Genomic DNA, 25,971 nt, shown 5'->3' with positions numbered 1-25,971 from the left:
AAGCGTAGGCCTGATTAGGTACATCAATCAGTTGGCCTGCTTCTTCATCATGCTAAAGATAAACAGCAGTGCTGCACACAGTACCACCGACGGACCCGCAGGCGTGTCGTAGAACGCCGAAAAGGTCAGCCCGCCTGTAACCGCTATCATCCCAATGCCAACCGCAACGCCCGCCATTTGCTCCGGCGTACGCGCAAACCGACGCGCTGTTGCCGCAGGGATGATCAGAAGCGATGTAATGATCAGTGCCCCCACGAATTTCATCGCCACACCAATGGTTAATGCGGTGACCAGCATCAGCAGCAGCTTCACGCGCTGGAGTTTCACCCCGTCAACAAACGCCAGATCGGGGCTGATGGTCATCGACAGCAGATTGCGCCACTGCCAGAAGAGAATGGCCAGCACGATAACGACGCCAATGGCGATAGAGATGAGATCTTCCGGCGTGACGGCCAGCAGGTCGCCGAAGAGATAAGCCATCAGATCGACGCGAATGTTAGACATCAGACTGACTACTACCAGCCCCAGCGACAGCGCGCTGTGCGCCATAATGCCCAGCAGGGTATCGATGGCAAGGTGAGGGCGCTTTTCCAGCCATACGAGCCCCGCCGCCAGCATGAGCGTTACGACAATAACCGCGTAGAATGGGTTGACATCCAGCAGCAAACCAAAGGCTACGCCCAGTAGCGAGGCATGCGCCAGCGTATCGCCAAAATAAGACATCCGACGCCAGACGACGAACGAGCCCAGTGGGCCAGCGGCACAGGCCAGCATGATCCCGGCTAGCCAGCCGGGCAGTAACAATTCAATCATGAGTGACCATTTCCCCGACGCAACACAATACGACCCTGGAGATCGTGGCGATGATTATGATGATGGCGATAAATACCTAACTGTTCTGCGCCGCGTGGCCCGAACATGGAGATAAATTCCGGATGCGTGGAAACGATTTCAGGGGTTCCCGAACAGCAAATATGATGATTCAGACAGAGCACATCGTCTGTTTTCGCCATGACCAGATGCAGATCGTGAGAAACCATCAGGACGGCGCAGTCCAGCTCGCGCCGTAACTGGTCAATCAGGTCATAGAGCGCAACCTGTCCATTGACGTCCACACCCTGAGTAGGTTCATCCAGCACCAGCAGTTGCGGCTGGTTCAACAGCGCACGGGCTAACAGAACACGCTGGGTCTCGCCGCCGGAGAGCTTTTGCATCGGCGCGTTAATCAAATGCCCGGCCTGGACACGCTTCAGGGCAGGGAGAATATCCTCTTTGCGCGTGTCAGGACGTAGACGTAAGAAACGACTTACCGTCAGCGGCAAGGTGGTGTCGAGGTATAATTTTTGCGGGACATAGCCGATGCGCAGTTTACCATTGCGACGGATCACCCCTTCATCCGGCGCGACCAGCCCCAGAACAACCCTTACCAGCGTAGACTTCCCGGCACCGTTAGGGCCAAGAAGCGTTAATATTCTTCCCGGTTTAAGTTCCAGCGAAATGTCAGAAAGGACGCGACGCTGACCGAAGGAGACCGAGACGTTTTCCAGTGAAACCAAAGTCGTCATGTCAATTTTAGTCTTGCAGATGTTGTGAAATGTTATAATATCACATTCCTCAGATTCATTACGAGGATTGGTCGCATTATGTTACATAAAAATACGCTTCTTTTCGCGGCATTATCCGCCGCTCTTTTTGGGAGTGCAACACAGGCGGCAAATGCTGCGGTGGTCGCTTCGCTCAAGCCGTTAGGATTCATTGCTTCAGCTATTGCTGACGGGGTTACTGACACCGAGGTGTTACTACCGGATGGCGCATCCGAGCATGATTACTCACTGCGGCCATCGGATGTAAAACGCTTACAGAATGCGGACTTAGTGGTCTGGATTGGTCCTGAAATGGAAGCGTTCATGCAAAAATCAGCGAGCACTCTTCCGCAAACCAAACAGGTAACGATTGCGCACCTCAACGCGGTGAAACCGTTGCTCATGAAAGGGGCGGATGACGACGATGACGATCATGATCATGACCACGCTCATGAAGAAAAAGGTGATGAGCATCACCATCACGGTGATTACAACATGCATCTCTGGCTCTCCCCAGAGATAGCGCGGGCCTCAGCGGTTGCAATCCATGAAAAATTAGTGGAACTTATGCCGCAAAGTCGAGCCAAACTTGACGCCAACCTGAAGGACTTTGAGGCACAATTAGACTCAGTCGATAAACAGGTTGGTAACGAGCTGGCACCGCTCAAGGGTAAAGGTTATTTCGTTTTTCATGATGCCTACGGCTATTACGAAAAACACTTCGGACTCACTCCGTTGGGTCACTTTACTGTTAACCCTGAGATACAACCTGGTGCGCAGCGTTTACATGAAATAAGAACACAGTTGGTTGAGCAAAAAGCAACTTGCGTTTTTGCTGAGCCACAGTTCAGGCCAGCGGTCGTTGAAGCTGTTGCGAGAGGGACATCCGTTCGAATGGGAACGTTGGATCCCCTCGGAACAAACATCAAACTGGGTAAAACGAGCTATTCCGCGTTTTTAAACCAATTAGCGAACCAGTATGCGAGCTGCCTGAAAGGAGATTAGTGAGGAAGTGAATACGTGCAACAGATAACCCGCTCTGTCGCCCTGGCATTTAATAATCTGCCCAGACCCCATCGCGTTATGCTGGGGTCGCTTACAGTATTAACGTTGGCCGTCGCAGTCTGGCGGCCTTACGTTTATCATCCTGATGCTTCTCCTATTGTGAAAACGATCGAACTGGAACAAAACGAGATCCGTTCGTTACTGCCGGAAGCCAGTGAACCTATCGATCAGGCGGCGCAGGAAGATGAAGCTATTCCGCAGGATGAACTGGACGACAAAATCGCAGGTGAAGCGGGCGTCCATGAATATGTTGTTTCTACCGGCGATACCCTCAGTAGCATTCTCAATCAGTACGGTATTGAGATGGGTGACATCACCCAACTTGCTTCCGCAGACAAAGAATTGCGTAACCTGAAAATTGGTCAACAGCTCTCCTGGACGCTGACGGCTGATGGTGACTTGCAGCGTTTGACCTGGGAAATGTCGCGTCGTGAAACGCGTACGTATGACCGTACTGCAGCAAACGGCTTCAAGATGACCGCCGAAACGCAGCAGGGTGACTGGGTTAACAGCTTGATCAAAGGCACCGTGGGTGGCAGCTTTGTCGCCAGCGCAAAAGCGGCCGGGCTGACCAGTTCTGAAATTAGCGCTGTGATTAAATCGATGCAGTGGCAGATGGACTTCCGTAAGCTGAAAAAAGGCGATGAGTTCTCTGTGCTGATGTCGCGTGAAATGCTGGACGGTAAGCGCGAACAGAGCCAACTGCTGGGCGTTCGTTTGCGTTCTGAAGGTAAAGATTATTATGCGATCCGCGCCGAAGACGGCAAATTCTACGATCGCAACGGTACTGGCCTTGCGAAAGGCTTTATGCGTTTCCCAACCGTAAAACAGTTCCGCATTTCATCTAACTTTAACCCTCGCCGTACTAACCCGGTAACGGGGCGCGTGGCGCCGCACAAAGGCGTTGATTTTGCGATGCCACAGGGTACGCCAGTGCTGTCGGTAGGTGATGGCGAAGTCGTCGTCGCGAAGCGTAGCGGTGCGGCTGGCTATTATGTGGCTATCCGTCATGGCCGTACCTATACCACTCGTTATATGCACCTGCGTAAATTGCTGGTGAAACCGGGGCAGAAGGTTAAACGTGGCGATCGCATCGCGCTTTCCGGAAATACCGGCCGCTCGACAGGTCCGCATCTGCATTATGAAGTGTGGATTAACCAGCAGGCGGTGAATCCGTTGACGGCAAAACTGCCGCATACTGAAGGGCTGACGGGTTCCGATCGCGTTGAGTATCTGGCGCAGGTAAAACAAGTACTTCCTCAGTTACGCTTTGATTAATCGGTTATGATGGGAAAGCCGGTACGCGATAAACGTGCCGGCTTTTTTATTTTGTACGCGACAGGGTGCGCCGCTACACTATCAACAGTTTTACTTTTGCGTCATCAGGCACTGGATAAGCATGGAAACAAAAAAAAATAATACTGAGTACATCCCGGAATTTGAAAAGTCCTTCCGCCATCCGCGTTATTGGGGCAACTGGCTGGGCGTTGCCGCGATGGCTGGGATGGCGTTAACCCCAGCCTCCTTTCGTGACCCGTTACTGGCGCGTCTGGGCCGCTTCGCTGGTCGGATGGGCAAAAGCTCACGTCGTCGCGCGTTAATCAACTTATCCCTGTGCTTTCCAGAACGTAGCGAAGCGGAACGCGAAGCCATTGTTGATGAGATGTTTGCTACCGCACCGCAGGCGATGGTGATGATGGCGGAACTGGCTATTCGCGGACCGGAAAAGATCCAGTCACGGGTTGACTGGGAAGGTCTGGAAATTATCGAAGAAATGCGGCGCAACGATGAAAAAGTGATTTTCCTTGTGCCGCATGGCTGGGGCGTTGATATCCCCGCCATGCTGATGGCTTCTCAGGGACAGAAAATGGCTGCCATGTTCCACAACCAGGGTAACCCGGTTTTTGACTATGTCTGGAACACCGTGCGTCGTCGTTTTGGCGGCCGTCTGCATGCGCGCAATGACGGTATCAAGCCGTTTATTCAGTCAATTCGCCAGGGCTACTGGGGCTATTATCTGCCTGACCAGGATCATGGTCCGGAGCACAGCGAGTTTGTTGATTTCTTCGCAACCTATAAAGCCACGTTACCCGCGATTGGTCGTCTGATGAAAGTGTGCCGTGCGCGTGTGATCCCGCTGTTTCCCGTTTATGACGGCAAAAGCCATCGCCTGACCATTCAGGTTCGTCCACCGATGGACGATCTGCTCACGGCCGATGACGTGACCATCGCAAGACGGATGAATGAAGAAGTTGAAATTTTCGTTCGCCCGCATCCGGAACAATATACCTGGATCCTGAAGCTGCTGAAAACGCGCAAACCCGGGGAAGTTCAGCCGTATAAACGCCAAGATCTCTATCCCATCAAATAAAACAAGCCTCTCGAAAGAGAGGCTTATTACTGGGAATGCCTGATGGCGTTTCACTTATCAGGCTTACGCGTTACGAGGCCGGATAAGACGTGTTAACGTCGCCATCCGGCATCCAGTTACCTTTACTCAACGGTTAAAATACGCGTGGTATTGGTTGACCCGATGGTACTCATTACGTCGCCCTGAGTCACAATCACCAGATCGCCGGACACCAGGAAACCTTTATCGCGAAGTAAAGACACCGCTTCGCTGGCGGCGACGACACCTTCTGCCGCGCTGTCGAAATGGACCGGGGTCACGCCGCGATACAGCGACGTCAGGTTCAGCGTGCGCTCGTGGCGAGACATAGCGAAAATCGGCAGGCCAGAACTAATACGCGACGTCATCAGCGCAGTGCGGCCGGACTCTGTCATGGCGATGATCGCCGTCACGCCTTTCAGGTGGTTTGCCGCATACATCGCAGACATCGCAATGGCTTCTTCCACGTTATCGAACTGAATGTCCAGGCGGTGTTTAGAGACATTAATGCTCGGGATTTTTTCTGCGCCCAGGCACACGCGTGCCATCGCGGCTACGGTTTCTGCGGGATATTGGCCGGCAGCCGTTTCCGCCGACAGCATAACCGCATCGGTACCATCGAGCACGGCGTTTGCGACGTCCATGACCTCCGCACGCGTCGGCATTGGGTTGGTGATCATCGACTCCATCATTTGCGTCGCCGTAATCACCGCACGGTTAAGCTGGCGCGCACGACGAATCAGTGCTTTTTGAATACCCACCAGTTCCGGGTCGCCAATCTCAACGCCAAGATCGCCACGGGCAACCATCACCACGTCAGAAGCCAGAATGATGTCATCCATCGCATTCTGATCGCAGACAGCTTCAGCACGTTCAACCTTCGCGACAATTTTTGCATCACAACCCGCATCACGTGCCAGACGACGCGCATAGTTCAGATCTTCGCCACAGCGCGGGAAGGAAACGGCAAGATAGTCGACGCCAATCTGCGCGGCGGTGACGATGTCGGCCTTGTCTTTCTCGGTCAGCGCTTCAGCGGAGAGGCCGCCACCAAGTTTGTTAATACCTTTATTATTGGAGAGTGGGCCGCCCACCGTAACTTCGGTAAACACCTTCATCCCCTGAACTTCCAGCACTTTTAGCTGAACGCGACCATCATCAAGCAGCAGGATATCGCCAGGGACAACGTCTGCCGGCAGGCCTTTATAGTCGATCCCGACTTTCTCTTTATCGCCTTCCCCTTTACTCAGATTGGCATCAAGGAGGAATTTGTCGCCAATATTGAGGAAAACCTTGCCTTCCTTAAAGGTAGACACACGAATTTTCGGCCCCTGAAGATCGCCAAGAATAGCCACATGACGCCCAAGTTTGGCGGCAATTTCACGAACTTTATCCGCGCGCATTTTGTGATCTTCTGGCGAGCCGTGAGAAAAGTTCATACGCACGACGTTCGCACCCGCCGCGATAATCTTTTCGAGATTATTATCGCGATCTGTTGCCGGGCCTAACGTGGTAACGATTTTGGTTCTGCGAAGCCTTCTGGACATGTAATACTCCGTTGACTGAAACATCTTGGTGTTGCGTGAAAAATGATCCGGTGGTTCTGAAAACCTTTACATAGCATAGCGAACAAAACCGGATGACGAAAAAAGGTCGGACTGATTATGACTTTTAGCTTTCATCGCTATTGATGAGGGATTGTTTATCAAAACGCGATTCTTTGAGCGCTTCTTTGACACGCTTCAAGTTATCTCTGAATTTTGCCCCACGACGCAAAGTAAATCCCGTTGCCAGCACATCTATCACGGTAAGTTGTGCAAGTCGAGACACCATGGGCATATAAATGTCAGTATCTTCCGGTACGTCAAGCGTGATTGCCAGTGTCGCCTCACGCGCGAGCGGGGTGTCGGCGGAGGTTAATGCAATAACAATCGCATCGTTTTCACGCGCCAGTCGTGCCAGTTCCACCAGATTTTTTGTCCGGCCGGTATGAGAAATAAGCACAACGACATCATCGTCACTACAATTCATACAACTCATGCGTTGCAGGACAATGTCGTCAGAATAAATAACCGGGACGTTAAAGCGAAAGAATTTGTTCATCGCATCATGGGCGACGGCGGCTGATGAGCCCAGACCAAAGAAAGAAATTTTCTTGGCCTGTGTGAGCAGATCTACTGCTCGATTCACCGCGCCTTTATCCAGCGAGTGGCGCACGTGATCCAGACTGGCCATTGCGGATTCGAAGATCTTACCGGTGTAAGACTCTACGCTATCATCTTCATCCACATTACGATTAACATAAGGTGTACCATTAGCCAGACTTTGTGCCAGATGCAGTTTAAAATCAGGGAATCCCCGCGTTTCCATGCTGCGGCAAAAACGGTTAACGGTGGGTTCGCTGACATTAGCCTGCTGCGCAAGCGTAGCGATACTGGAGTGGATTGCGCAGTCGGGAGAGGCCAGAATGACGTCTGCGACTTTGCGTTCAGATTTGCTTAAATGTTCCAGTTGCGTCTGGATTTTTTCCAGCATATTCATGGTGTAAACCCAAGGCTTTGACGATTTCAATGATATAAGAAATCGAAGGCAATTTTGGTAGATAGTACCCTTGCTGAGGGATGAAGGGAGCAAAATGGTCAGAATAGTTGTTGTTTTTTTTCATTACATGATCAACATCTTATTTTGACTCAATATTATGAGCCAGAAAACGATAACTCTTGTAGCCATTTTTGCCAGGTAAACGCTACCACAACCGCCTTTTGCGCCAAACGCACGGGCTGACAAGCGTTTACGGTTTCCGGAATCCCGTAAAAGCAGTACAGTGCACTGTAATAAAATTACAAGTAATGCCTGGCAACGTACCAGGATAGCTAACAAAGGAGATTGACATGGCGGTAACGCAAACAGCCCAGGCATGTGACCTGGTCATTTTCGGCGCGAAAGGCGACCTTGCGCGGCGTAAATTGCTGCCTTCCCTGTATCAGTTGGAAAAAGCCGGACAAATCAATCCGGATACTCGCATCATCGGCGTTGGACGTGCGGACTGGGATAAAGAAACCTATACCCAGGTTGTACGCGAAGCACTGGAAACCTTCATGAAAGAAAAAATCGATGAAGGCCTGTGGAAAACCCTGAGCGGGCGACTTGATTTCTGCAATCTGGATGTCAACGACACGGCGGCATTTACCCGCCTGGGCGATATGCTCGACCAGAAAACGCGCACCACAATTAACTATTTCGCCATGCCGCCAAGCACCTTTGGTGCCATCTGCAAAGGGCTGGGTGAAGCGAAACTGAACGCCAAACCCGCGCGCGTGGTGATGGAAAAACCGCTGGGCACCTCGCTGGCAACCTCCCGTGAAATTAACGATCAGGTTGGCGAGTACTTTGAAGAGTGCCAGGTTTACCGTATCGATCACTACCTCGGCAAAGAGACGGTACTTAACCTGCTGGCGCTGCGCTTCGCCAACTCGCTGTTCGTGAATAACTGGGATAACCGCACTATCGATCATGTGGAAATCACCGTTGCGGAAGAGGTGGGCATCGAAGGGCGTTGGGGTTACTTCGACCAGGCAGGTCAGATGCGCGACATGATCCAGAACCACCTGCTGCAAATTCTGTGCATGATTGCGATGTCACCGCCGTCCGACCTGAGTGCCGACAGCATTCGCGATGAAAAAGTGAAGGTACTGAAATCGCTGCGCCGTATTGATCGTTCAAATGTGCGTGAAAAAACGGTTCGCGGCCAGTACACCACCGGCTTCGCTCAGGGCAAAAAAGTGCCGGGCTATCTGGAAGAAGAAGGGGCGAACAAAAGCAGCAATACCGAAACCTTTGTGGCGATTCGCGTCGATATCGACAACTGGCGCTGGGCTGGCGTGCCGTTCTACCTGCGTACCGGTAAGCGTTTACCGACCAAGTGCTCAGAAGTGGTGGTTTACTTCAAGACACCGGAACTGAACCTGTTCAAAGAGTCCTGGCAGGATTTACCGCAGAACAAACTGACGATTCGTCTCCAGCCTGATGAGGGTGTTGATATCCAGGTACTGAATAAAGTGCCTGGGCTGGATCACAAGCATAATCTGCAGATTACTAAGCTGGATCTGAGCTATTCCGAAACCTTTAATCAGACCCATCTGGCGGATGCTTACGAGCGTCTGCTGCTGGAAACCATGCGCGGAATTCAGGCCCTGTTTGTTCGTCGTGATGAAGTGGAAGAAGCGTGGAAATGGGTGGATTCCATTACTGAAGCGTGGGCGATGGACAATGACGCGCCGAAACCGTATCAGGCTGGTACCTGGGGACCCGTAGCCTCAGTCGCGATGATCACCCGTGACGGGCGTTCATGGAATGAATTCGAGTAAAATCCCTCCTAACGCTTAAGGGTTATTTTACCGGTAACATGATCTAACACAGCTTGTAGAATAATTTTTGCACTTTTAAGCCTCGCGTGGATTCACCCGCGAGGCTTTTTTTATTACACTGCCTGAAACGTTTTTGCCCTTGCGCTCCGGCTAACAGGCGCTCTCAGTATTTTTAACCTTGCTGAAACGACCTGTTAAACCTGTAGCCCCGACAAAGAAATTTCAGGAGCCTCTATGAATCCAAATTTGTTACGCGTAACACAACGCATCGTTGAACGCTCTCGCGAGACTCGTTCCGCCTATCTTGCTCGTATTGAGCAGGCTAAATCCTCCACGGTTCATCGCTCACAACTGGCGTGCGGAAATCTGGCACATGGATTCGCAGCCTGTCAGCCAGAAGATAAAGATGCACTGAAAAGCATGCTGCGTAACAATATCGCGATCGTGACTTCTTATAACGATATGCTCTCTGCTCATCAGCCTTACGAGTATTATCCGGACATCATCCGCAAAGCGCTCCATGCGGTAAACGCGGTGGGGCAGGTTGCAGGCGGTGTCCCGGCGATGTGCGATGGCGTCACACAAGGGCAGGATGGAATGGAGTTGTCTCTGCTGAGTCGTGAAGTGATTGCGATGTCGGCGGCGGTGGGGCTGTCACATAACATGTTTGATGGCGCACTGTTCCTTGGCGTGTGCGACAAAATTGTACCCGGTCTGACAATGGCAGCGCTCTCGTTCGGTCATCTGCCTGCCATTTTTGTTCCGTCAGGCCCCATGGCGAGTGGTCTGCCTAATAAAGAGAAAGTCCGTATCCGTCAACTGTACGCCGAAGGCAAAGTCGATCGCATGGCGCTGCTGGAATCGGAAGCGGCTTCTTATCATGCGCCGGGTACCTGCACTTTCTATGGCACCGCCAATACCAACCAGATGGTAGTGGAATTTATGGGGATGCAGTTACCGGGCTCCTCATTTGTCCACCCGGACGCGCCACTGCGTGAAGCGTTGACGGCGGCAGCGGCACGTCAGGTCACTCGTCTGACCGGCAACGGTAATGAATGGATGCCGATCGGTAAAATGATCGACGAGAAAGTGGTGGTGAACGGCATCGTCGCACTGCTGGCAACCGGCGGTTCCACCAACCACACGATGCATCTGGTGGCGATGGCGCGCGCGGCGGGTATTCAGATTAACTGGGATGATTTCTCCGATCTTTCAGACATCGTGCCGCTGATGGCGCGTCTGTATCCAAACGGCCCGGCAGATATTAACCATTTTCAGGCGGCGGGCGGTGTGCCGGTTCTGATGCGCGAACTGCTCAGTGCAGGGCTTCTGCATGAAGATGTAAATACCGTTGCTGGCTTTGGCCTGAAGCGTTACACCCTGGAACCGTGGCTGAACAACGGTGAGCTCGACTGGCGTGAAGGCGCGTCTCAGTCTCTCGACAGCAATGTGATTGCAACTTTTGCTAAACCGTTCTCCCACCACGGCGGGACAAAAGTATTAAGCGGTAACCTTGGTCGTGCGGTGATGAAGACCTCGGCGGTCCCGGTTGAAAATCAGATCGTCGAAGCGCCAGCGGTTGTCTTTGAAAGCCAGCATGATGTGTTACCGGCGTTTGAAGCGGGGCTATTGGATCGCGACTGCGTGGTCGTTGTTCGTCATCAGGGACCAAAAGCGAACGGAATGCCAGAATTACATAAACTCATGCCGCCGCTTGGTGTATTATTGGACCGTTGTTTCAAAATTGCGTTAGTGACCGATGGACGACTGTCTGGGGCTTCGGGTAAAGTGCCTTCGGCAATCCATGTCACTCCGGAAGCCTATGACGGTGGGCTGCTGGCAAAAGTACGCGACGGTGACATCATTCGTGTGAATGGACAGACAGGTGAATTAACGCTGCTGGTCGATGACGCAGAGTTGGCCGCACGCCAGCCGCATATCCCTGATCTCAGCGCATCGCGCGTTGGTACGGGCCGTGAGATGTTTAGCGCATTGCGTGAAAACTTGTCCGGCGCCGAGCAGGGCGCAACCTGTATCACTTTTTAAGACTCATTTTGCAATCAGGCGAGAGAAAAACTCTGATGAAAAACTGGAAAACAAGTGCAGAAGCAATCCTGACCACCGGCCCGGTTGTCCCGGTGATTGTGGTGAATAAACTGGAACACGCGGTGCCGATGGCTAAAGCGCTGGTTGCAGGTGGTGTCCGCGTGCTTGAGGTCACCCTGCGTACCGCGTGTGCGATGGATGCTATCCGTGCTATCGCCAAAGAAGTGCCGGAAGCGATCATCGGTGCAGGTACGGTTCTGAACGCGCAGCAACTGGCTGAAGTGACCGAAGCAGGCGCGCAGTTTGCCATCAGCCCTGGCCTGACAGAGCCTCTGCTGAAAGCGGCGACTGCAGGGACTATTCCGCTGATCCCGGGTATCAGCACCGTTTCTGAACTGATGCTGGGCATGGACTACGGTCTGAAAGAGTTCAAATTCTTCCCGGCGGAAGCTAACGGCGGTACTAAGGCGCTACAGGCTATCGCAGGGCCGTTCTCTCAGGTTCGTTTCTGCCCGACGGGCGGTATCTCCCCGGCCAACTACCGTGACTACCTGGCGCTGAAAAGTGTCCTGTGTATCGGGGGCTCATGGCTGGTACCGAACGATGCGCTGGAAGCGGGTGACTGGGATCGCATCACACGTCTGGCGCGCGAAGCGGTAGAAGGCGCGAAGTCATAAGTCGTTAATTGCCTGATGGCGTTACGCTTATCGGGCCTATATGTTGCTTATGTAGGCCTGGTAAGTCGTGTTGGTGTCGCCATCAGGCATTTTGCATTATCCGTTGACGATGACCTGACCGGCGGCCTCTTTCGCTCTTATCACCGCCTCATCAACACTTTCCCCAGTGGCTAACGCCACGCCCAGACGACGCGTTCCGTCAATCTCCGGCTTTCCAAAAAATCGAACCTGCAAACCTGCGCCAACCGCACTCTGCACGTTATCAAACGTAACGTTCTGACTGGTCAATCTCGGCAAAATGACAGCTGAAGCCGCTGGTCCATATTGACGAATGGCACCAACCGGCAAGCCGAGAAAAGCGCGGACATGTAGGGCAAATTCTGACAGATCCTGAGAAATGAGCGTTACCATGCCGGTATCATGCGGGCGCGGAGACACCTCGCTGAAAATGACCTCATCACCGCAGACAAACAGCTCCACGCCGAACAGTCCGTAGCCGCCTAGCGCCAGAACCACCTTACGGGCAATTTCTTCCGCACGTTCCCGCGCCAGCGGGCTCATTTGCTGCGGTTGCCAGGATTCACGGTAATCACCATCTTCCTGACGATGTCCCACCGGAGCGCAAAAATGGACGCCATCGACCGCGCTGACGGTTAATAGCGTAATTTCAAAATCGAACTTCACGACGCCTTCGACAATCACCCGACCCGCGCCAGCGCGACCACCCTGTTGGGCATATTCCCATGCCTCAGCCAATTGTTCAGCGGAGCGGATAAAACTCTGTCCTTTACCCGAGGAGCTCATCACCGGCTTTACAATGCAGGGATAGCCTATTTCTGCGACAGCATCACGGAAGGTCGCTTCGCTGTCGGCAAAACGGAAAGAGGAGGTAGGGAGTGCTAACTCTTCTGCCGCAAGACGGCGGATGCCCTCACGGTTCATGGTTAGCTTTGTCGCTCGGGCGCAGGGCACGACTTTTTTCCCTTCCTGCTCAAGTGCAATCAGCATATCGGTGGCGATAGCTTCGATTTCCGGCACAATATAATCTGGTTTTTCCAGTTCAACGACCCGACGCAGCGCTTCGCCATCCAGCATATTGATGACGTGAGAACGATGGGCCACATGCATGGCAGGCGCATCGGCATAGCGATCGACAGCGATCACTTCAACGCCCAGACGCTGGCATTCAATTGCCACTTCTTTGCCCAGTTCGCCTGATCCCAATAACATAACCCGAGTTGCTGCCGGACGCAGCGCAGTGCCTAATAGCGTCATGAAAAAACTCCCCTGAAAAAAGTGCCAGCAGTATAAACGAAAACGTTTGCGTATGTCTTTATTGGTGGGTTGATTTCGCAGGCAAAATGCAATATACTGTACATAATTACAGTAATATTGAGAGGCTGCATTATGGCGGTTGAAATTAAATACGTCGTCATTCGTGAAGGTGAGGAAAAAATGTCATTTACCAGCAAGAAGGAAGCGGATGCGTATGACAAGATGCTGGATACAGCAGATCTGCTCGATACGTGGCTAGAGCAATCCCCATTGGCTCTTGAAGATGAACAACGCGAAGCGCTGTCTCTGTGGCTGGCGGAGCACAAAGATGTGCTGAGCACGATCCTGAAAACCGGTAAATTGCCTTCTCCTCAGGCCGTTGAAGAAAACGGACAGGGCGAAGAAGATTCACAGGCTGCCTGATTCTGACTTGCGCTCCTGACGTTTTGTACCATGCTTTTTGCTGAATCAATGTGCTCAGGAGACAAGTATGAATACAAGAGGAACGCTGTTGAGTCTGCTGCTGTTATCCGCCAGCGTCTCAGCCTTTGCGGCTAACACAGAAAGTAAGACGGTCAAATTTCCAGGCTGTGATGGCCTGGACGCCGATGGCATCGCAGCCAGCGTTAAGCGAGATTATCAGCAAAACCGCATTGTGCGTTGGGCTGACGATCAAAAACAGGTCGGGCAGGCCGATCCGGTGGCTTGGGTAAACCCGAAAGAAATCACTGGCCAGGACGGGAAATGGACCGTGCCCTTGACCGTAAGGGGTAAAAGTGCGGACATCCATTATCAGGTCACGGTGGATTGCAAAGCCGGAACCGCAGAATACCAGCCCCGCTAGCACGATAATTTGCGCATCTTTTGTCAAAATAGACAATTCCTGACATCCCCTTGGGTACGCTGTGACGATCTATCGTCAGTACTTGAGGGGCAAAAAATGGCTAACTGGCTAAATCAATTACAATCTCTTCTCGGACAAAACGGTTCGTCGTTGTCATCGTCATCAGCCGATCAAGGCCTGGGTAAACTCCTGGTGCCTGGCGCGTTAGGCGGACTGGCGGGGTTACTGCTTGCCAATAAATCATCACGTAAATTATTAAGCAAATATGGCACCAGTGCGCTGTTGGTGGGCGGCGGCGCGGTGGCAGGGACTGTTTTGTGGAACAAATATAAAGATAAGGTACGCACCGCACATCAGGATGAACCGCAGTTTGGTCGCCAAAGCTCACCGCTGGATGTGCGAACCGAGCGCCTTATCCTCGCGCTGGTTTTTGCAGCAAAAAGCGATGGTCATATTGATGCCAACGAGCGGATGGTCATCGAGCAGCAACTTCGCGAAGCCGGTGTGGAAGAACAGGGCCGCGTTTTTATCGAACAGGCGATTGAACAGCCGCTGGATCCGCAGCGTCTGGCACAGGGCATTCGCAATGAAGAAGAAGCGCTGGAAATTTATTTCCTGAGCTGTGCTGCGATTGATATTGACCACTTTATGGAACGTAGCTATCTGAATGCGTTGGGCGATGCGCTGAAGATCCCGCAAGAGGTGCGGGAAGGGATCGAACAGGATTTGCAGCAGCAAAAACAGGCTCTGCCGGGCTAACAAAAACGTAAAACGCAGCATGTTTCGCTTGCATCATTCGTGTCTTTTGCCACCCTTAGAAGATGTTTAAAGACGAAAGAACAATGAGATGCTGCCAAAAGCTAAACGTATCCCCCACGCCATGACCATGCATGGCGATACCCGCATTGATGACTATTATTGGCTGCGAGACGATACCCGCTCGCAGCCAGAAGTGCTTGACTACCTGAACGAGGAAAATAGCTATGGGCATCGTGTGATGTCCGGGCAACAAGCGTTGCAGGATCGTGTGCTGAAAGAGATCATCGACCGCATTCCACCTCGGGAAGTCTCCGCGCCTTATGTGAAGAACGGGTATCGTTATCGACACGTTTATGAACCTGGGTGTGAATATGCGATATACCAGCGACAATCAGCGTTAACCGAGGAGTGGGACGAGTGGGAAACGCTGATCGATGCGAACAAACGGGCGGCTCACAGCGAATTTTATACTCTGGGTGGGCTGGCGATCACGCCGGACAACAGCATCATGGCGCTCGCCGAGGATTATCTCTCACGTCGACAGTACGGGATCCGTTTTCGAAATTTGCAAAGCGGCAACTGGTACCCGGAGATGCTTGATAACGTCGCACCCGAGTTTGTCTGGGCAAATGACTCGTTGACCTTTTATTACGTGCGCAAACATGCCACGACACTACTGCCCTATCAGGTATGGCGGCATACTATCGGAACGCCGTCCTCGCAGGATGAACTGATTTACGAAGAGAAAGACGATACGTTCTACGTCAGTTTACATAAAACCACTTCCCAACACTTCGTCGTGATACATCTGGGCAGCGCAACGACCACGGAGGTGTTACTCCTTGATGCGGCGCTGGCCGACGCCGAGCCGTTTGTGTTCTTGCCCCGCCGTAAAGATCATGAATACAGCCTTGACCACTACCAGCATAAGTTTTATCTGCGCTCGAATCGGGAAGGTAAAAACTTTGGCCTATACCGCAGTCGTGTGCGTGATGAAAAGCAGTGGGAAACGCTGATCCCGGCGCGTGACGCAATAATGCTGGAAGGATTTACGTTGTTTACCGACTGGCTGGTGGTTGAGGAGCGTCAGCGCGGCCTGACCAGCCTGCGCCAGATCAATCGTAAAACGCGGGAAGTCGTCGGTATTGCCTTCGATGATCCGGCGTATGTCACCTGGCTTGCTTATAATCCAGAACCCGAAACCTCACGTCTGCGCTATGGTTACTCGTCTATGACCACACCAGACACCTTGTTTGAGCTGGACATGGATACCGGTGAGCGGCGGGTCATTAAACAAACTGAGGTGCCAGGGTTTGACTCCGCCTGCTATCGCAGTGAGCATGTGTGGATCACCGCCCGTGACGGCGTCGAGGTGCCTGTCTCGCTGGTCTATCATCAGAAATATTTCCGCAAGGGGCAAAACCCCATCCTGGTTTACGGCTACGGTTCCTATGGTTCTTCCATGGACGCTGATTTCAGCGCAAGTCGGCTGAGTCTGCTCGATCGCGGATTTGTTTACGCCATTGTCCACGTCCGGGGCGGGGGAGAACTGGGACAGCAATGGTATGAAGACGGGAAATTCCTGAAAAAACGAAATACCTTTAATGACTATCTTGATGCCTGTGATGCGCTGTTAGCTCAGGGCTACGGCTCGCCCTCGCTATGTTACGCGATGGGAGGCAGTGCCGGAGGAATGCTAATGGGTGTGGCGATTAACGAGCGTCCGGAGTTGTTCCACGGCGTTATCGCCCAGGTCCCGTTTGTCGATGTGGTCACGACCATGCTCGACGAGTCTATTCCGCTGACCACCGGAGAGTTTGAAGAGTGGGGGAATCCCAAAGATCCGCAATACTACGCCTACATGAAAAGCTACAGCCCCTATGACAACGTTCGGGCGCAGCGCTATCCACACATGTTGGTCACGACGGGATTACATGACTCCCAGGTGCAATACTGGGAACCGGCAAAATGGGTAGCAAAACTGCGAGAGTTAAAGACCGATGATAATCTGCTGTTACTCTGTACGGATATGGATTCCGGACATGGCGGTAAATCAGGGCGTTTTAAATCCTGGGAAGGGGTGGCGCTGGAGTTCGCTTTTCTGATTGGTCTGGCGCAAGGGACGCTGCCTGGGCAGGGCGGTATTCAGGCGTTATCCAGATAATGCTTGAGCGTCAAACGCAGTTCCGGGCTCATGCTGTCAAGGTTATTAAATAACCAGCGCAGATAGCCCGGATCGCGTTCGGCAACTTCTGAAACCGCTTTCCCACGGTATTTACCGAAGGTAAAGGTCGTCAGCAAAGCAGGACGCCCGGTAATGTCAGCCATCTGTTCTGCGGACCAGCCGGAGGTGTTCATGATATCGATAAGCAGCGCAGCTGTGATGTAGCAGTCGTACAAGGCGCGGTGATGATGTAACCCCTGCGGGGTCTGTACGTTCAGCTTGCGGGATTTATACAACGCCATGTTGCTGTATTTAATGCCCGGCCACAGACGGCGGGAGAGCTTCATGGTGCAGATCCACTCGCCCGGCATTTCTGGCAGTACGCGGCGGTCAAAACTGGCGTTATGCGCAACGTACCATTCGCTGCCGTAGTAGTGAGGTATGATCTCTTCAATCCACGGTTTATCCGCCACCATCGACTCGGTGATTCGATGAATCGCCATGGCCTGTGGAGAAATAGGGCAGTCAGGGCGCACAAGGTGGCTCATCGGGTTCACAATTTTACCGTCAACCACATCGACAGAGGCGATCTCAACGATCCCGCCCTGAAGGCCACAGGTTTCTGTATCGATAATGCGCAGCATGGAAAGCTCCTGACCGAAAACGCCTAGCGTAAAGGAATGATATCGCCTTGCCAACCCTCGGATGTGCGTTGCCCTGTCAATAACAGCGAACCACGATCGGCACGCACAATTAATTGCCCGTTTTCATCCCATAATGCGCTACTCCCCCGCGCATTGGCCATCAATACGGCAATCGAGAATCGATGCGAGAAACGCTGTAAACGCGATGTGGAATTGAGTAATTCAGGTTCGCTTACGCTTTGACTGCTGGTAAAGAGCGAGAATTCAGGGTCAATATCGATACCTTCGGGTTGGTCATCCAACACGCTAATCGTTTTGAGGTCCTGTCCTAAACATGCGCCATGACCGTGATGACAAATGTGAGGAGCGTTCATCCAGGGGGCAAACACCGCCATTCCTTTCACAAATCGCGCGTTATGTTCCACGGGTAACCCGGCAATAACGATCATTCGATGTGTAACAGCGGCGTTGATAAGCGGTTGCAGTAGGGCGTTATCCGGCGGTGCAGGGAGAGGGCGTTTCTCGTCAAGGCACCCGAGTAAAGAAAGCGCTGGAAAAACCACAAGACGGCATTTCTGCCGGGCGGCAGCGTGTATAAATTTTAGATGGCGAGCGACGTGCTCACTGAAAGAAGTTGTTAGTGGTTCATACTGCGCCGCAGCGACTTTCCAGTGTGACATAATGCTTTCCTTGTCATAGTGCCTGGTTTTATCCATAAAACTCTGGATTAAGAATATACTTATACTGTAACAGGCAAAATGTAAGGTTATGTAACTTTATATCAACGAGTTATTTAGGTTTGGGTTCATAAGGTAAACGTGACAGCGAAACGGATGCCAGTCGATGCGCAATCAGGCGTTCACGAAACCATTCTCGCAAATGTTCAGGCTGTTCACGCTCCACAACCTCTGCGACCACGGGCATGTTATAGCGCTCTTTGAACGCTACGCCAGCGGCGGCAAGATCAACGTTGACCTTATCCATTTCAGCCTGCTCGAGTTGAGCCAGATTTTTATGCATGCACTTCTCCTTTGGTAATGCGCGCAAAAGTTACTAAGAGTTAGCCGTAATGGCAAGCCCACATCATGATGAATCTCGACTCAGCCATTATAGAAGGTTATCCTCTCAAAATAAGACATAACAAAAAGGAATAGTAAATATGCATTCACCTGCCCGCACTCTTGGTTATTCACTCCTGCTGTTGACCTCTGCACTGATGACCTCCTCAGCATGGGCGCATGCGCATCTGACCCATCAATATCCCGCAGCCGATGCCGAAGTTACGGCCGCTCCACAGGCGCTGACCCTGAATTTCTCAGAAGGTATCGAACCTGGATTTAGTGGTGCAGTCATTACCGGACCAAAGCAAGAGCAGATTAAAACGCAGCCTGCGAAGCGTAACGAGCAGGATAAAACGCAACTCATTATCCCATTGGGTGAGGCCCTGAAACCCGGCGACTACACGGTGAGCTGGCATGTTGTGTCGGTGGATGGACATAAAACCAAAGGGAAGTACCGCTTTAATGTGAAATAGTCATGCTGACTTTGACCTGGATCGTCCTGCGTTATATTCATTTCGTCACGTTGATGTTAGTGCTTGGCTGTGCGCTCTACAGCGCGTGGCTGGCACCGGTGCCGATTCGACGTTTAATGATGCGCCGCTTCTTGCGACTTCAGCAGTTTGCCGCAGTGGGGAATTTCCTCAGTGCGACTCTGATGTTAGCGGTGCAGGCGGGATTGATGGGCTCTGGCTGGCAGGATGTCATCTCGCCTGCCGTCTGGGGCGCTGTTTTGCAAACCCAGTTCGGTGGTGTGTGGCTGTGGCAGATCGTTCTTGCGCTGGTCATGCTCGTTACGTTGTGGGTAATGCCGCGAAATTTACCGCGGTTATTGCTGATCCTAACCCTTGCGCAATTTTCGCTGCTTGCGGGGGTTGGACACGCGACGTTACACACGGGCGTTATTGGAGCCCTGCATAAAACCAATCATGCGCTGCACCTGATTGGCGCGGCGGTATGGTTCGGCGGTTTGCTGCCGGTCATCTACTGTATGCGATTAGCGAAAGGGCGCTGGTACCAGCAGGCTATTTATACCATGATGCGGTTCTCACGCTACGGTCACCTTGCCGTTGCGGTTGTGCTGTTGACCGGTATTGCAAATATCTTTTTTATTCACGGTTTCTCTCAACCCTGGCATTCTGCCTGGGTCCAACTGCTTTTGTTAAAGTGTGCGCTGGTGGGGTTGATGGTGGTAATTGCGTTAATGAATCGGTATGTTCTCGTACCACGGATGCGGCAGGATAGTCGCCGTATGAATCTGTATTTTATCTGGATGACGAAGATTGAATGGGCTATTGGTGGCGTCGTGCTGGCGATAGTCAGTCTTTTTGCCACTCTGGAACCGTTTTGAAGGACAGGCATAATTTCATGAAAAAAATGATTCTTTCTTTACTGTTGCTGGCGACTTCAGGAGCAGCATTAGCGGCACCACAGGTGATTACGGTGAGCCGTTTTGAAGTGGGCAAAGAGAACTGGGCGTTTAACCGTGAAGAAGTGATGCTTACCTGTCGACCCGGTCATGCGCTGTATGTGATCAATCCCAGTACTTTAGTGCAGTATCCGCTCAACGATATAGCACAACAGCAGGTGGCAAGCGGGAAAACGACGGCTCAGCCCATTTCAGTGATTCAGATTGACGATCCTGCAAAACCGGGTGAAAAAATGAGCCTCGCGCCATTTATTGAGCGAGCGGAAAAACTCTGTTAGTTCCAGAAATATCTTTATGATTTCCAATAAAAAACCGCAGGCCTCTGTATGAGAAGTCTGCGGTTTTCGCATTCTTTCGGGTGACTAACGTCCTTTTTTCCCGACCTCTTTTGTCAGGGACTGGAAAACCTGGCGTCGTCATCTATTCTTATAGTGCAAGGCGACTTTAGCCTGCATTAATGCCAACTTTTAGCGCACGGCTCTCTCCCAAGAGCCATTTCCCTGGACCGAATACAGGAATCGTATTCGGTCTCTTTTTATCCGGTTGTTTTTAAAGATAATTTCATCAAGATGCCAGAAATTACCCGAAAATTACACGAAATTTCCATATCCTGTCTAAAACATACCATACTCTGCACTACGTGCGTCCAGGTATTTTTGGGTCATTGTCATATTTTTGTGGCATGGTCAGTGTTCTACAACCGGGACAGGTGTCACAGTCACATCGGCGGCGTCAGTCCGGAGGCCTTTGAACAGGCCTCGCCGTGAGGACAGAATTTGTCTACGGTTGTGGGGGCAGTCCAGTGTGCAATCAAATAGACTAAAGGCCCGTACGGGCCTTTAGTCTATTTGAAAGGATTTGGGTATTTCTTTAAATATTCTTCCCCCAATTTTTTAGCTGAGGTGTAGTTAAGATGAGCTCCATCTACTCTGAATAATATATCCCCATCGATTGTAGCTTTGCATTTTTCATTCTTGCAAAGAATATCATTTGGGTCTATTAATGTTATCTCAGGGATATCACGCTTGAGCCGATATTCTTCTCGTAGTTCTTTTTTCATTCCATAAGGGAACATCTCAGCACTACTAACAGAATGCTTCATTTTTGCAGAGCGAAGCTTAGCAATTCCGTTTGTACCAATCACTTCAAAGGGTCTTGCCACAACGTAGACTTTCACACCATTCCTTACGAGATCCTTAATGTATCGAACTCGCATATTATATGCCGAAGCACTATAATCTACGCCATCAGTTCCATAAACACGAAATGTCTTATTGTTGTCATTATACTGGTCAAATAAATCAGCAATAATAACGGCTCCGATATTGTAGGCTAGTTTTGTTCTATCTGTATTATAGTAGGCAACTTGATCGGAGTTTACTTTTGTCAATGGTTTATTTATATGAGATACGTAGACGCCGGGTATAGATGGTGTAGTACTCCTCATCGTATCATGAACCATGATGCCAGCATCTTTTGCGAGTTCGTTAATGAATGGAGTGTAAGCATTTCCAAAAGAATCACCGATCATTAAAACGTCTGGCTTTTCTTTTTTTACACCCAGCCAACATTCATTAAAATTGCCTAACTTCATTTTTTCCATACACTCATCACGATGAATATGAGCTGAATTATTAAACTCAAGTTCATCAAACATCCCATACGTTCTCCATTTCATACCAGATGTATTATCCATATAGAGCATGAATAAATAACAGGATGCCAATGGAATTGCATATAGAGCAGGAAAGACAACAAACGGCGACTTTAGCTTTCTAAACGGATTCTCAACAAAATGGTAGCTGATACAGGCCATAGCAAAAGATAACGCTATAAGTGTAATGGCATTAGTTGTAGTTAGCTCGATCCCTCTGTAAGCAGCAAGAATTAATACAGGCCAATGCCAAAGATAGAATGAGTATGAAACCCTGCCAATATAGACAACTGGCTTTAAAGATAAAAATTTGTTTATAATTCCCTCGCGGGAGGCGATCAGCATCGTACTGCCAACTATAACAGGCAAAGCTAATAGCCCAGGGAAAGCACTGTTATCATCAAGAAAAAAAGCACTTGCGAGTATCAATCCCAACCCTGAAACACTTAATATGTCGTTATATCTTAATAGTGTGTCAGTTCTACGGTAGTTAATCGCCAGCAATGCACCTGCCATCAGTTCAAAAAATCTAAATGGAAGCATCATATATGCTAGATTTCTATCTTGATGTACGTAATACCATGAAAGACAGATCGAGGCAATAAAGAGAGCTGAAAAAAAAGCTACTTTAATGCTGGTTCTCTTAATTTTATATATTACCATCAATATTAATGGCCAGAAGATGTAATACTGTTCTTCTACAGCAAGAGACCATGTGTGTAGAAGAGGTTCTGCCGACGATGATTCAAAATAGTTGGTGTGCAGGTAAAAATAAAAATTACTAATACCCAGCATTGATAGCACAGCAGTCTTACCAAAAGACATTAAATCTTCTGGCATCAAATAGTAACTACAATAAGCAGCAATAATTATGAGCATGAAAAATAGCGCTGGAATTAACCTTTTAATTCTGCGCACATAAAAGCTCACATAACTAAAACGTAATTCTCTAATCTCTTTGTCAAGTATGCATGTAATTAAAAAACCAGAGATTACAAAAAAAACATCAACACCAACAAAACCACCTGGTATGGGAAGTTTTGCATGGAAAAGAACCACCAGGAGCACCGCTATTGCTCTTAGGCCATCAATATCCGCTCTATATTTTAATGACATATCCACAATCTTATATGTTTTAGAGGGTTCGGAGTTTAGCACTTAAGACGATTCTGATCAGCACTTGATCACCCTAAAATGTATGTGGTGCTGAATATTTATACAAAAATTGATGGAGACTAACCATGGCATGTTGCAATGAAATTAAACTCGCTTTCATAAATGCTATTGCCATTGCTGCCTAACGGCAGGCATACAGCCACGACGGTTGATTTCGTGAGTGAACTGTGAAAAGTGAACTTGAAGTTCTCGCTACGTGATGCCAATAACGCATTACAAGCCAGCGTCAGCACTTGCCACAATGTGTCAACGCTGGAGGGCAGTTCATACTCTCTTCACGAAAAGTCCGAACAAAATCGTGAGTCACATCTGAGTTGAACACCCCGTTCAGTTGTCTGGCTGGTGACGTGTATACTTCTGACAATTCGAGATACAAGCGTTATGACCACATCGCTACCGGGCTGTTAATTGTTTTATCTTGAATAGTTGCACTGATAAATATTTATACATGAGTTTACGGTTTTTAAACTGTAACGACTGAAATATAGAAATAGGGTGTGTTGTGTCGTAAACAGGTATCGTATTCGAACCCTTATTATTTGTAAAATTTCAATAGGTTACGGACTTGATATCTCAACATCTCAAGCTGCTCGCCGATTTTCATATATGACCTTTTAGTCTATATCACAACAAAGCAAGAGAAAATTTCCTTATACAGATAATGGATAACAGTGACGATGAATCCAATGTATCCCCTGAGCTGTCTCATCATATTGATGGAAAGCGATTCGACTGTAGCCAGCCATATGGTCGAGTAAAAAATGAGCATACACAGAGCTGAAAGGTAATCAGCTCGCTTTTTATGGGAACGGTTAAGCGGTCGGGTTGACGGTCTGGCAGTGGCAGGGTGATAGACGAGTTTATAATTTGGTTTAAGAATCAACTGATAGCAAGATGGTTACATTGCCGCTGTTGATACTGGCTTGAATTTATATTGCATGCTATAACACCGCCATGATTTTTAGCTTGTGGCGGAAAAGTGAACTTCAGAACTGATATTAATGGACTGAGAGCAATTGCTGTTGCTGCTGTTGTTCTTTACCACTTTGGGATACCTGGTTTTAGCGGTGGTTTTGCCGGAGTTGATGTGTTTTTCGTCATTTCTGGTTATCTTATGACCAGCATTATCTTCTCAAGAATGGCAAGTTCTGAGTTCTCAATTATCGGCTTTTACATGGATAGGGCCAGAAGGATAATACCTGCTTTATATTTTGTATGCTTTGTACTCCTTGTTTTGGGCTATTTTCTGTTGTTGCCTGCAGATTATCAAGTTCTTTCAGAACATGTCAAAAGTAGCACTTTATTTTATTCGAATGTCCAATATTTTTATGACATTAATTATTTTGACACAAGTGCTAAAGAGAAGTGGCTCCTACATACCTGGTCATTATCTGTAGAGTGGCAATTTTATTTGATATACCCTGTATTTACGGCTGTTTTATATAATATTGCGGGACGAAAAAACACGAGTATTGCAGTAGCAATCGTTGCAGTCATTTCTTTTATTGCTTCCGTGTATTATGCAAGTGTTAACAGCTCTGCTGGCTTTTATTTGCTGACTGCACGTGCATGGGAAATGTCAATTGGTGGTCTGATATTTCTTTTTCCTGTTACGGCATTATCTATCAGAAGCATTAAAATTACCGGACTTGCAATCATTATATTTTCTGTCATTACTTTTAACTCTGATTTAGCTTGGCCATCATACTGGGCCGCAATACCCGTTCTGGGATGTGCTTTGGTTATTGCCGCTGGAGATATGAAAAATATAATACTCGACAATATGTTATTTCAGTGGCTTGGTCGAATATCTTACTCCTTATACCTTACGCACTGGCCTGTGTATGTGCTTTTTAACTATCTTGAATTAACAGGGTGGTGGATGCCTTTGTGTGGCATTATTATGTCATTAGCATTGGCTTGCATATCTTTTTATTTGGTTGAAAACCCCTCAAGAATAATACTGAACAAGTATAAAACTAAGATTCTTGGAGAAGTTGCACTTATATCGACTGCTTTCCTTACGGTATATATGTCTGCCTTCTCTGTAACAGCTGCAGCAGGGTATCCGGGACGATATCCTTTTGCTCTTATTAGTGCGGAAGAGCTTGCTCAGGAAAGAGCAAGATATTGGACAGATGGAGACCAGTTAAACCCGGTTCCAAAAACAGGTGACAAAAAAATAGTTATTATTGGAAATTCTCATGGCATAGATCTTACCTATGCTCTTACTGAGAATGGCTTTAAAGGTGATATTTCCTATCTTAGGACTACAAATCATTGTAGCAATTTTGGATTTACTCCAAACGAAGGGAAATATAAAGAGTTTTGCAATAAAGTTCTAGAGTCCACTCTAGGATATAGCGGCTTAAAAGATGCGGACCTTGTCATGCTTCATGATGACTGGCAAGTCGCAGATGCAACTGGGCTTAAAAAAGTCATAGATGAACTTAAGATTCGCACTAATGCGCAAATCATTGTCTTTGGCCCCAAAATGATGTTCAACAATGCGCCAATGTTTATTGCCAAGAAAGCAATGGAAAATAAAAAAACAACGTTTGATATGATCAACACATTCGCTCAATCATACTATATGAGTTCCAGGTGGTTAATTAATGATGATGCAGGAAAAATTATCCGTCAAATCAATGGGGTTGAATATATTGACATGCTTTCTGCACAATGCGGAAAGCAAAAAATATGCAATATAGTATCACCAAAAAATGGTAAATATCTATATTTTGATAGTGGTCATTTGACAAGTATTGGTGCTAAAGAATTAGGGGCATCGCTAAAAAATGATTACCCACAATTGTTCAGTGAGTAATGATTATGAACTTA

Annotated in this window: 23 protein-coding genes; 14 read left to right on the top strand and 9 right to left on the bottom strand. The window is 49.4% G+C overall.

The genetic code is table 11. The features are described from left to right. Positions 1 to 27: 27 nt before the first annotated feature. Complete coding sequence (znuB, locus tag HVY19_RS11675) at positions 28 to 813, bottom strand: zinc ABC transporter permease subunit ZnuB (RefSeq protein ID WP_181680763.1); 786 nt, start codon at positions 811 to 813, stop codon at positions 28 to 30. Further along, positions 810 to 1,565: a zinc ABC transporter ATP-binding protein ZnuC gene (gene znuC / locus HVY19_RS11670; RefSeq protein ID WP_181680762.1), complete on the bottom strand. Its 756-nt coding sequence runs from the start codon at positions 1,563 to 1,565 to the stop codon at positions 810 to 812. Before znuC ends, znuB begins: the two co-directional genes overlap by 4 nt. Positions 1,566 to 1,643: 78 nt before the next feature. Between znuC and znuA the strand changes: the two genes are divergently transcribed. From znuA to lpxM, 3 genes are all read left to right on the top strand, one after another. Next, positions 1,644 to 2,588, top strand: coding sequence for a zinc ABC transporter substrate-binding protein ZnuA (gene znuA, locus HVY19_RS11665; protein ID WP_181680761.1), 945 nt, complete (start codon positions 1,644 to 1,646; stop codon positions 2,586 to 2,588). Positions 2,589 to 2,603: 15 nt separating this feature from the next. After that, positions 2,604 to 3,926 carry a murein DD-endopeptidase MepM gene (mepM, locus tag HVY19_RS11660; protein WP_181680760.1) on the top strand — a complete coding sequence of 441 codons (1,323 nt, stop codon included), beginning with the start codon at positions 2,604 to 2,606 and terminating at the stop codon, positions 3,924 to 3,926. A gap of 121 nt (positions 3,927 to 4,047) precedes the next feature. After that, positions 4,048 to 5,019, top strand: coding sequence for a lauroyl-Kdo(2)-lipid IV(A) myristoyltransferase (lpxM, locus tag HVY19_RS11655; RefSeq protein WP_181680759.1), 972 nt, complete (start codon positions 4,048 to 4,050; stop codon positions 5,017 to 5,019). Between the two features lie 122 nt (positions 5,020 to 5,141). On the opposite strand, the gene pyk is transcribed toward lpxM, so the two are convergent. Together pyk and HVY19_RS11645 are read right to left on the bottom strand one after the other, a co-directional pair. After that, positions 5,142 to 6,584, bottom strand: a complete 1,443-nt coding sequence (gene pyk / locus HVY19_RS11650; protein ID WP_181680758.1) for a pyruvate kinase — start codon at positions 6,582 to 6,584, stop codon at positions 5,142 to 5,144. Positions 6,585 to 6,708: 124 nt separating this feature from the next. After that, entirely contained in the window at positions 6,709 to 7,578 is an 870-nt protein-coding gene (locus HVY19_RS11645; protein ID WP_181680757.1) for a MurR/RpiR family transcriptional regulator, read from the bottom strand. 350 nt (positions 7,579 to 7,928) lie between these two features. Between HVY19_RS11645 and zwf the strand changes: the two genes are divergently transcribed. The 3 genes from zwf (at position 7,929) to kdgA (ending at position 12,127) form a co-directional block, all read left to right on the top strand. Further along, a complete protein-coding gene (gene zwf, locus HVY19_RS11640) occupies positions 7,929 to 9,404 on the top strand; it encodes a glucose-6-phosphate dehydrogenase (protein ID WP_181680756.1) in 1,476 nt (491 codons plus the stop codon). 234 nt (positions 9,405 to 9,638) lie between these two features. Next, a complete protein-coding gene (edd, locus tag HVY19_RS11635; protein ID WP_181680755.1) occupies positions 9,639 to 11,450 on the top strand; it encodes a phosphogluconate dehydratase in 1,812 nt (603 codons plus the stop codon). Between the two features lie 35 nt (positions 11,451 to 11,485). After that, positions 11,486 to 12,127, top strand: a complete 642-nt coding sequence (gene kdgA / locus HVY19_RS11630; RefSeq protein WP_181680754.1) for a bifunctional 4-hydroxy-2-oxoglutarate aldolase/2-dehydro-3-deoxy-phosphogluconate aldolase — start codon at positions 11,486 to 11,488, stop codon at positions 12,125 to 12,127. Positions 12,128 to 12,223: 96 nt separating this feature from the next. Here kdgA and purT read toward each other — a convergent pair whose 3' ends face one another. Beyond that, a complete protein-coding gene (gene purT, locus HVY19_RS11625; protein ID WP_181680753.1) occupies positions 12,224 to 13,402 on the bottom strand; it encodes a formate-dependent phosphoribosylglycinamide formyltransferase in 1,179 nt (392 codons plus the stop codon). A 132-nt stretch (positions 13,403 to 13,534) separates the two neighbouring features. On the opposite strand from purT, the gene yebG reads away from it, so the two are divergent. From yebG to ptrB, 4 genes are all read left to right on the top strand, one after another. Beyond that, positions 13,535 to 13,825 (top strand): DNA damage-inducible protein YebG, encoded by a 291-nt coding sequence (yebG, locus tag HVY19_RS11620; RefSeq protein WP_181680752.1) that lies wholly within the window; start codon positions 13,535 to 13,537, stop codon positions 13,823 to 13,825. 67 nt (positions 13,826 to 13,892) lie between these two features. Next, positions 13,893 to 14,246: a protein YebF gene (gene yebF / locus HVY19_RS11615; protein WP_181680751.1), complete on the top strand. Its 354-nt coding sequence runs from the start codon at positions 13,893 to 13,895 to the stop codon at positions 14,244 to 14,246. A 96-nt stretch (positions 14,247 to 14,342) separates the two neighbouring features. Next, positions 14,343 to 15,005, top strand: a complete 663-nt coding sequence (locus tag HVY19_RS11610) for a tellurite resistance TerB family protein (RefSeq protein WP_181680750.1) — start codon at positions 14,343 to 14,345, stop codon at positions 15,003 to 15,005. Positions 15,006 to 15,093: 88 nt separating this feature from the next. Beyond that, the gene (gene ptrB / locus HVY19_RS11605; protein ID WP_181680749.1) at positions 15,094 to 17,169 is read left to right on the top strand and encodes an oligopeptidase B; all 2,076 of its coding nucleotides are present in this window, start codon (positions 15,094 to 15,096) and stop codon (positions 17,167 to 17,169) included. On the opposite strand, the gene exoX is transcribed toward ptrB, so the two are convergent. From exoX to HVY19_RS11590, 3 genes are all read right to left on the bottom strand, one after another. Continuing rightward, on the bottom strand, positions 17,151 to 17,813 hold the full coding sequence (exoX, locus tag HVY19_RS11600; protein WP_181680748.1) for an exodeoxyribonuclease X: 663 nt from the start codon (positions 17,811 to 17,813) through the stop codon (positions 17,151 to 17,153). The genes ptrB and exoX overlap by 19 nt on opposite strands. A 23-nt stretch (positions 17,814 to 17,836) precedes the next feature. After that, the gene (locus HVY19_RS11595; protein ID WP_181680747.1) at positions 17,837 to 18,493 is read right to left on the bottom strand and encodes a carbon-nitrogen hydrolase family protein; all 657 of its coding nucleotides are present in this window, start codon (positions 18,491 to 18,493) and stop codon (positions 17,837 to 17,839) included. A 109-nt stretch (positions 18,494 to 18,602) separates the two neighbouring features. Continuing rightward, positions 18,603 to 18,833 carry a DNA polymerase III subunit theta gene (locus HVY19_RS11590; RefSeq protein ID WP_181680746.1) on the bottom strand — a complete coding sequence of 77 codons (231 nt, stop codon included), beginning with the start codon at positions 18,831 to 18,833 and terminating at the stop codon, positions 18,603 to 18,605. Positions 18,834 to 18,972: 139 nt separating this feature from the next. On the opposite strand from HVY19_RS11590, the gene yobA reads away from it, so the two are divergent. The 3 genes from yobA to HVY19_RS11575 are packed head-to-tail and all read left to right on the top strand — an operon-like array spanning position 18,973 to position 20,578. Then, positions 18,973 to 19,347 (top strand): CopC domain-containing protein YobA, encoded by a 375-nt coding sequence (yobA, locus tag HVY19_RS11585; RefSeq protein ID WP_181680745.1) that lies wholly within the window; start codon positions 18,973 to 18,975, stop codon positions 19,345 to 19,347. A 2-nt stretch (positions 19,348 to 19,349) separates the two neighbouring features. Continuing rightward, on the top strand, positions 19,350 to 20,222 hold the full coding sequence (copD, locus tag HVY19_RS11580) for a copper homeostasis membrane protein CopD (RefSeq protein ID WP_181680744.1): 873 nt from the start codon (positions 19,350 to 19,352) through the stop codon (positions 20,220 to 20,222). A gap of 17 nt (positions 20,223 to 20,239) precedes the next feature. Next, positions 20,240 to 20,578 (top strand): YebY family protein, encoded by a 339-nt coding sequence (locus tag HVY19_RS11575; protein ID WP_181680743.1) that lies wholly within the window; start codon positions 20,240 to 20,242, stop codon positions 20,576 to 20,578. A gap of 566 nt (positions 20,579 to 21,144) precedes the next feature. Here HVY19_RS11575 and HVY19_RS11570 read toward each other — a convergent pair. Then, entirely contained in the window at positions 21,145 to 23,070 is a 1,926-nt protein-coding gene (locus HVY19_RS11570; RefSeq protein WP_181680742.1) for an acyltransferase family protein, read from the bottom strand. Positions 23,071 to 24,109: 1,039 nt separating this feature from the next. Here HVY19_RS11570 and HVY19_RS11565 point away from each other — a divergent pair. After that, positions 24,110 to 25,957 carry an acyltransferase family protein gene (locus HVY19_RS11565; protein WP_181680741.1) on the top strand — a complete coding sequence of 616 codons (1,848 nt, stop codon included), beginning with the start codon at positions 24,110 to 24,112 and terminating at the stop codon, positions 25,955 to 25,957. Positions 25,958 to 25,971: the final 14 nt, after the last annotated feature.

Source organism: Citrobacter sp. RHB25-C09, assembly GCF_013836145.1.
In the GTDB taxonomy this organism is placed as follows: Bacteria; Pseudomonadota; Gammaproteobacteria; order Enterobacterales; family Enterobacteriaceae; genus Citrobacter_A.
Note: the sequence above shows the minus strand (reverse complement) of the source record. Positions and strands in the feature narration are given on the sequence as shown.

Coding starts and splice junctions, on each gene's coding strand:
- zwf (WP_181680756.1), top strand. CDS start 7,929: ATGGCGGTAACGCAAACAGCCCAGGCATGTGACCTGGTCATTTTCGGC.
- ptrB (WP_181680749.1), top strand. CDS start 15,094: ATGCTGCCAAAAGCTAAACGTATCCCCCACGCCATGACCATGCATGGC.
- exoX (WP_181680748.1), bottom strand. CDS start 17,813: ATGCTGCGCATTATCGATACAGAAACCTGTGGCCTTCAGGGCGGGATC.
- znuA (WP_181680761.1), top strand. CDS start 1,644: ATGTTACATAAAAATACGCTTCTTTTCGCGGCATTATCCGCCGCTCTT.
- HVY19_RS11590 (WP_181680746.1), bottom strand. CDS start 18,833: ATGCATAAAAATCTGGCTCAACTCGAGCAGGCTGAAATGGATAAGGTC.
- kdgA (WP_181680754.1), top strand. CDS start 11,486: ATGAAAAACTGGAAAACAAGTGCAGAAGCAATCCTGACCACCGGCCCG.
- yebG (WP_181680752.1), top strand. CDS start 13,535: ATGGCGGTTGAAATTAAATACGTCGTCATTCGTGAAGGTGAGGAAAAA.
- copD (WP_181680744.1), top strand. CDS start 19,350: ATGCTGACTTTGACCTGGATCGTCCTGCGTTATATTCATTTCGTCACG.
- lpxM (WP_181680759.1), top strand. CDS start 4,048: ATGGAAACAAAAAAAAATAATACTGAGTACATCCCGGAATTTGAAAAG.
- pyk (WP_181680758.1), bottom strand. CDS start 6,584: ATGTCCAGAAGGCTTCGCAGAACCAAAATCGTTACCACGTTAGGCCCG.
- znuB (WP_181680763.1), bottom strand. CDS start 813: ATGATTGAATTGTTACTGCCCGGCTGGCTAGCCGGGATCATGCTGGCC.
- HVY19_RS11645 (WP_181680757.1), bottom strand. CDS start 7,578: ATGAATATGCTGGAAAAAATCCAGACGCAACTGGAACATTTAAGCAAA.
- znuC (WP_181680762.1), bottom strand. CDS start 1,565: ATGACGACTTTGGTTTCACTGGAAAACGTCTCGGTCTCCTTCGGTCAG.
- yebF (WP_181680751.1), top strand. CDS start 13,893: ATGAATACAAGAGGAACGCTGTTGAGTCTGCTGCTGTTATCCGCCAGC.
- HVY19_RS11595 (WP_181680747.1), bottom strand. CDS start 18,493: ATGTCACACTGGAAAGTCGCTGCGGCGCAGTATGAACCACTAACAACT.
- HVY19_RS11610 (WP_181680750.1), top strand. CDS start 14,343: ATGGCTAACTGGCTAAATCAATTACAATCTCTTCTCGGACAAAACGGT.
- HVY19_RS11575 (WP_181680743.1), top strand. CDS start 20,240: ATGAAAAAAATGATTCTTTCTTTACTGTTGCTGGCGACTTCAGGAGCA.
- purT (WP_181680753.1), bottom strand. CDS start 13,402: ATGACGCTATTAGGCACTGCGCTGCGTCCGGCAGCAACTCGGGTTATG.
- edd (WP_181680755.1), top strand. CDS start 9,639: ATGAATCCAAATTTGTTACGCGTAACACAACGCATCGTTGAACGCTCT.
- yobA (WP_181680745.1), top strand. CDS start 18,973: ATGCATTCACCTGCCCGCACTCTTGGTTATTCACTCCTGCTGTTGACC.
- HVY19_RS11570 (WP_181680742.1), bottom strand. CDS start 23,070: ATGTCATTAAAATATAGAGCGGATATTGATGGCCTAAGAGCAATAGCG.